Source organism: Bartonella sp. AC535YNZD (genome assembly GCF_042196625.1).
Lineage (GTDB): Bacteria > Pseudomonadota > Alphaproteobacteria > Rhizobiales > Rhizobiaceae > Bartonella.
This window is the reverse complement of sequence record NZ_JBHIQP010000003.1, coordinates 29,948-35,309: the sequence shown is the minus strand read 5'-3', so window position 1 is coordinate 35,309 and position 5,362 is coordinate 29,948. Positions and strand designations below refer to the sequence as shown.

At 39.7% G+C, this 5,362-nt stretch carries 8 protein-coding genes; 7 read left to right on the top strand and 1 reads right to left on the bottom strand.

The window, feature by feature from the left end:
• Positions 1–510: 510 nt before the first annotated feature.
• The 7 genes from ACFIM8_RS02825 to ACFIM8_RS02795 all read left to right on the top strand — a co-directional run bounded on the left by ACFIM8_RS02825 (position 511) and on the right by ACFIM8_RS02795 (position 4,620).
• Positions 511–702 (top strand): hypothetical protein, encoded by a 192-nt coding sequence (locus ACFIM8_RS02825; RefSeq protein ID WP_375614470.1) that lies wholly within the window; start codon positions 511–513, stop codon positions 700–702.
• A gap of 577 nt (positions 703–1,279) precedes the next feature.
• The gene (locus ACFIM8_RS02820; protein ID WP_375607086.1) at positions 1,280–1,453 is read left to right on the top strand and encodes a hypothetical protein; all 174 of its coding nucleotides are present in this window, start codon (positions 1,280–1,282) and stop codon (positions 1,451–1,453) included.
• A gap of 4 nt (positions 1,454–1,457) precedes the next feature.
• The gene (locus tag ACFIM8_RS02815) at positions 1,458–1,814 is read left to right on the top strand and encodes a hypothetical protein (RefSeq protein WP_375614469.1); all 357 of its coding nucleotides are present in this window, start codon (positions 1,458–1,460) and stop codon (positions 1,812–1,814) included.
• A 229-nt stretch (positions 1,815–2,043) separates the two neighbouring features.
• A complete protein-coding gene (locus ACFIM8_RS02810; protein WP_375614468.1) occupies positions 2,044–2,409 on the top strand; it encodes a hypothetical protein in 366 nt (121 codons plus the stop codon).
• Between the two features lie 28 nt (positions 2,410–2,437).
• The gene (locus ACFIM8_RS02805; RefSeq protein WP_375614526.1) at positions 2,438–3,574 is read left to right on the top strand and encodes a DUF6990 domain-containing protein; all 1,137 of its coding nucleotides are present in this window, start codon (positions 2,438–2,440) and stop codon (positions 3,572–3,574) included.
• Positions 3,575–3,785: 211 nt separating this feature from the next.
• Positions 3,786–4,037 carry a hypothetical protein gene (locus tag ACFIM8_RS02800; protein WP_375607083.1) on the top strand — a complete coding sequence of 84 codons (252 nt, stop codon included), beginning with the start codon at positions 3,786–3,788 and terminating at the stop codon, positions 4,035–4,037.
• Positions 4,038–4,047: 10 nt separating this feature from the next.
• Positions 4,048–4,620, top strand: coding sequence for a hypothetical protein (locus ACFIM8_RS02795; RefSeq protein ID WP_375614467.1), 573 nt, complete (start codon positions 4,048–4,050; stop codon positions 4,618–4,620).
• Positions 4,621–4,980: 360 nt separating this feature from the next.
• Here the strand turns inward: ACFIM8_RS02795 and ACFIM8_RS02790 are convergent.
• The coding region (locus ACFIM8_RS02790; protein WP_375614466.1) for a hypothetical protein at positions 4,981–5,362 on the bottom strand (382 nt) is incomplete at its 5' end.

Genomic DNA, 5,362 nt, shown 5'->3' with positions numbered 1-5,362 from the left:
GGAAAAGTGGGCGAGGGGAAAAAAGTGAAGAGAGGCTTTTATTGCCATTAAGTATATTGCTTTTGACTTGTTCATTAAGGAGCATGGGGGACACTTCTCGTTTTATGCTTTTTTTATATTGGTGTCGTGTTTTTGAGAAAAATTGAGGCTCTTGCTTGAGTTGGTGCTCTTGCTTGAGTGGGATTTTTGCGAGCTTTTAAGGGGGATAAGTGAAGAGGGCTGCTCTTGGGTTTCACTTGCTGTTTCTGTTCTCTTAAAGAGAGAAAATCTTGTAACTTATTTTCTTTTTATCAAGCATAAAAATGTGTCTTACCAAGCGATATGGAGAGCGAAAAATCTATATTTAAAGCAAAAGATATTCTGGTGTTTGGGGAAAAAGAACCCATTTTCTTGCAGGTGGAGGCAAGGCGCATAGAGAAGGTGAGCCAAAAGCACACGTTTTGATCAAGACTTTTTGCTCCATGGAAAGGGCAACAGTGTTTTTAAAGAGCTTGGGGTGGAGGGGGAAAATTGAAAGAAAAGAGGGACATTTATTTATTTACGAGACTGTTATTTATTTACGAGACCGCTAAGGACAGTTTCTCATCTCTGGATGAAAAAGGTTTTGTGCAATTTGGTTATGGAATTGTTGGAGACGCTGGTATCCATGCTGCGGCTTGCCAAATGATTAATCCTTATCATTTGGGGGCTTTGCCAGATTGACAACGAGGCTTTGAGGCAAAGGGGTGGATTTTAAGGCAAAGGGATTGAAATTTCTTGAGGAAGAGGTAAGCGTAGGGCGTGTCGTGTACTTGAGGAAGTTTTCGATGAGGGCAATGAATGAGGTTGATCTGGGACTGAGGTTGATCTTGGCCGCGTGCTTGGCTTTCAATAGAACACCCTTCCTTGGGAAAAGGAAATTATTCTATCTCTCAAGTGCCCTCTTCTTTGCTGCACTACCTTGGGGCTTTGGTATTGAGGGCTGATGTTAACATTTGGCAGCTTTCTCATAAAAGCTTTATGGAAGATGAAAGTTTGGGCTTTGAAAAAAAATATCGAAAAAATCTATTTGGGCCGGTTTTGCTAGATGATTCAAATCGTCATAAAGACAAAGCAACTTCGTTACGATTTTCTTGCACTCGTTTGCTTCTTCTTTGGAAAGCAGCTTATCTTCCTGAAAATAAAAAGAGCACTTAGAATTTTAGAACCATAGATCCAAATTTGTGCAATAGAAGAAGATATTTTTATGAAAATTTGATCGACGAGAAAAGAGAAGCCTTAAGACAATAGGGGGCACACTGTGAGTGATGAAAACATGATGTTTGAAGGTGATGGAAAAAAATGCACCGCTGATATTGTCTTTATAAAAGATGAGGGATACAAGCGCTTGATATTGATTGAACCCTCATTCATTGTGAGGACGAAAGCTTCGGTTCATGAAAATGGCTTAGAAATTGAAACAAATGAGGGGTAAAAAAATGAGGGGCAATGGAAAAAATGCACCATTGGATAAAGAACCACGGTCTTTTGCGCTGGAAGAAGCGTTTTTGACACGCAAAAATTATAAAGTCATCTTTTGCATTGCTTTCATTGTGGCAGCTTTTACAATGGCATTCTTTATGTTTTTTAAGTGGGATTTGACAGGGTGGTGGAATTATATCCTATTCATTTTAACATTAATATTGGTTTTTATATCAACGCTTCTTTTTGTACTCATTCCTGTTGCCTTTGTGGTCCGCATCATTTTTACGCGTTTGTTGAAAAAAAAGATCGATATGTTGGATCAAGCACTCTGGCAGCGAAGAAAAACGGCTTACCAACAAAACAGCGCGTGAAGGGAGGGCAGAAAATGAATACTGGTCTTTATATATTCTCATGTATTGTAGGAGCACTTCTCTTCGTGCAATGTTTGAAGGTGATGGAAAAAAATGCACCGCTGATATTGTCTTTATAAAAGATGAGGGATACAAGCGTTTGATATTGATGAACCCTCATCCATTGTGAGGACGAAAGCTTCGGTTCATGAAAATGGCTTAAAAATTTGAGACAAATGAGGGGTAAAAAATGAGGGGCAATGGAAAAAATGCACCATTGGATAAAGAACCACGGTCTTTTGTGCTTGAAGAAGCGTTTCTGACACGCAAAAATTATAAAGTCATCTTTTGTATTGCTTTCATTGTGGCAGCTTTGAGAACGGTTCTTCGCTTCGTACCCATGTTGCTTGGGTGGAAGTTGGTGGAGTGGGAAGGGGATGTCGTGGCAGCTCTCTTGTTAATCATGCGGCTTATATCATGGTTTATTTTTTTGTTCATCCCTGTTGCCTTTGTGGTTCGTATCATTTTCACGGTTCTGTTGAAAGAAAAGATCGATATGTTGGAGCAAGCACTCTGGAAGCGAAGAAAAACCGCTTCTCAACAAAACAGCGCATGAAGGGGCGGGGAAAATGATAGATATTAAAATGATTGATATTATTGTTGTACTCTCGTGGGGTGTGGGCTTGATGCTTTTCACGCTGGTTTCTGCTGTGGTCATGATGTTTATTTGGGCATTGTATTACTCTACTTTCAAGCGGGTGAGACTGTATTGCCAAGTGACAAAAGAATTAAGCCGCGTGCTTGAACAACCTGTTGCTTTTGAGCCGTCTAGTGGAGCAACGCCGATGATTAAGCCGTTATCTGAGGAAAAAGAGTTTTCTCTTTCTGATGAAGAAATCTTAACGATGGAAAGTGCAACGGCGCTTTTAAAGAGTTTGGGGTGGAAGGTGGAAATTGAAGGAAAAGGAGATCATTTGGCCACCTATTATTTACCAGATCGTGAAGTGCAGTTTCTTTATAATGCTGAGAAGGGGTATCCGCGATTTGATTGTGCAATTGCGGTGGTTTCTGGTATCCATGCGGCGACTTGCCAAACGATAGACCCTTATAATTCTGGAGGCTTGATTGCTCTTGAATTGAGTTTTGATGTGAAGGGGTTGGAAATTTTTGAAGAAAAGGTAAGCGTTGGATGTTTACGTCGTGCACTCGAGAAAGCTTTCGATGAGGCAATGACTGAGGTTGATCTTGGCAAGATGCTTCACTCTCAATATAGAATCCTGCCTTGGGAAAACAAAACTGTGGTCCCTCGGTTGGCTTCTTATTCCCTGCGTTATCTTGCGGCTCTGGCTTTGATGGGCGATGTTGAAACTTTACACTCTTATCACAAAAGCTTTATAGAAGGTGAGAAGCTGGGCTTTGAGGCAAGCATTGAAGAAGAGCATCTGGAACGCGCAATGGTGATCGCTCAGGCGGTAGAAAAGACAAAGCAACCCAGTTACGATTTGCTTCAACAGGCGGCAAAAGATTTTTCCATGGAGGTAGAAAGCTATGAATGTTTTAGAGCTACAGATCCCAATTTGTGCAATAGAAGAAGAGATTCTTATGAAAATTTGATCGAGGAAAAAAGACAAGAATTAAGGCAACAGGGATATTTTGTTTATGAAAAGGACGCGATTTGTGAGGTTGATGGAAAAAACTATCGTCCCGATATTCTTTACATAAAGGATGGGGAGTTAGAATATATGGATGTAGAAATTAGGATTGATGAAAAAAATTATTGAGAAAAATAAAGAGTTTAGATAAATTAAAAAGAGCTTAAACCTGAAAATAATGCGTAAAAAGCGCGAAGCGTAAAAGCAGAGGGGAACAATGCAGGAGAAAAAAGCAACATTTGAAGTGTCTTTCTTTTCATTTAGAAAATTTATGGTGTCTTCAGTGGAAAGGTGTAAAGGGGTGGGACGGTGTAAAATAATAGGGCACCGCTTTTTCATCATGTTTTATACATGCCTTATCATGATGGCTTTAGAAGTTCCTGCGGGTGCAAAATCTCTGGTACAGCCGTTGCAATGGACAAGATGGGAAGGAATTGGTTCTCTTATTTTTCTCTTACCAGTGTTGATATGGTTTTGTCTTCTCACACCCCTTCCTATTTTGTGGGGGATTTATCGTTTTAAAGAGCGTAAATTGGAAAAAATAAAGAAAAAACTAAAAGAAAAAATAAAGCAGCAAGAGATTAATCAATGAGGTTATACGCATGAGGGGTGAGGCCGCAGTTTTTATTTTGTTTCTGCCGATTGGATATTTTTTTCTAAATGCAGTTACAGTTTTTGCCATTTTTGTGAATATGATTATTGTGGCGCCTTATTATTCTTTAATCAAGCGTTTGAGGCTCTATTACAGAGTGAAAAAACAAAGACGTTTGATGAAAGAACATCCACAGCGTTTTTGTTTCTTTGAAAAAAGCGGAAAAGAAAAAGAGAGAGTGCCACAAAACTTAACACTAGAAACACAGATAAGTTTCTATTCGTTAAAAAAATGGCTCGCTTTTTCACGCAAAGATTATATCCTCCACGCATGCCTCTCTTTCATCATTATGTTTTTCAAAGCTTATGTCTATGTGAGTTTCTCTAAAAGGATAGCTGAGATAGATGAGAGCAGATTTGAATATCTTGTCATTCTCTTGCTTTTCTGGTTTTTTTTATCGGTATGTATTTTTGCAACGATCCCTGTTGTTGTGATCCTTCGTGAAATTTTAACTCATCGATTGAAAAAGAAGATTCAGCAATTGGAAGAAGTGACTGAAGCAACCCAATCAATCAATTTATAAAAAGAAGGGGATAAAATGCATTACGAAATAGCGGCATTTTGGACGGTGATTTTTATCATTCTGCTGGGGGGTTTTTTTGATTTTTTCTTAACAATACCCATTGTGGCACTGTATATTTCTTTTATCAAGCGTTTGATCTCTTATTACAAGGTTACCAAACAATTAAACGCAGCGCTGAAAAAGCGCACGTAGTGCTCGTGTCATGGGGGAGGCATAAGTTTTAGATCATGCCATTGCTTCATGACGTGAGAGGAGGGCATCGATTGTTTTTCTCATTTTACGCTGATCTCTGGGGGGGGAAAGGGTTGATGGTGAGTGATAGGCTTATAATAAGCTTGTAATAGGCTTTAATGGGGCTGTTTATCGGAAGTTTGTTGTTTTCTGTGAATTTGTAAAATCGTAAAAACGTGGAACTGTAATAGCGTGTGTGTGGTTGATCAAGGGCTGTGAGGATTGTGGAGCGCTTGGGGAGAAGAGGTGCCAATGGAGGCATAAAGGTTGGATTGTGCAATGCGTTAAAATTAGAATGGGGGAATGGAGGGCATTGGGGGGAAAGGGTTGATGGTGAGTGATAGGCTTGTGATAGGCTTCAATGGGGCTGTTTATCGGAAGTTTGTTGTTTTCTGTGAATTTGTAAAATCGTAAAAACGTGGAACTGTAATAGGGTGTGTGTGGTTGATCAAGGGCTGTGAGGATTGTGGAGCGCTTGGGGAGAAGAGGTGCCAATGGAGGCATAAAGGTT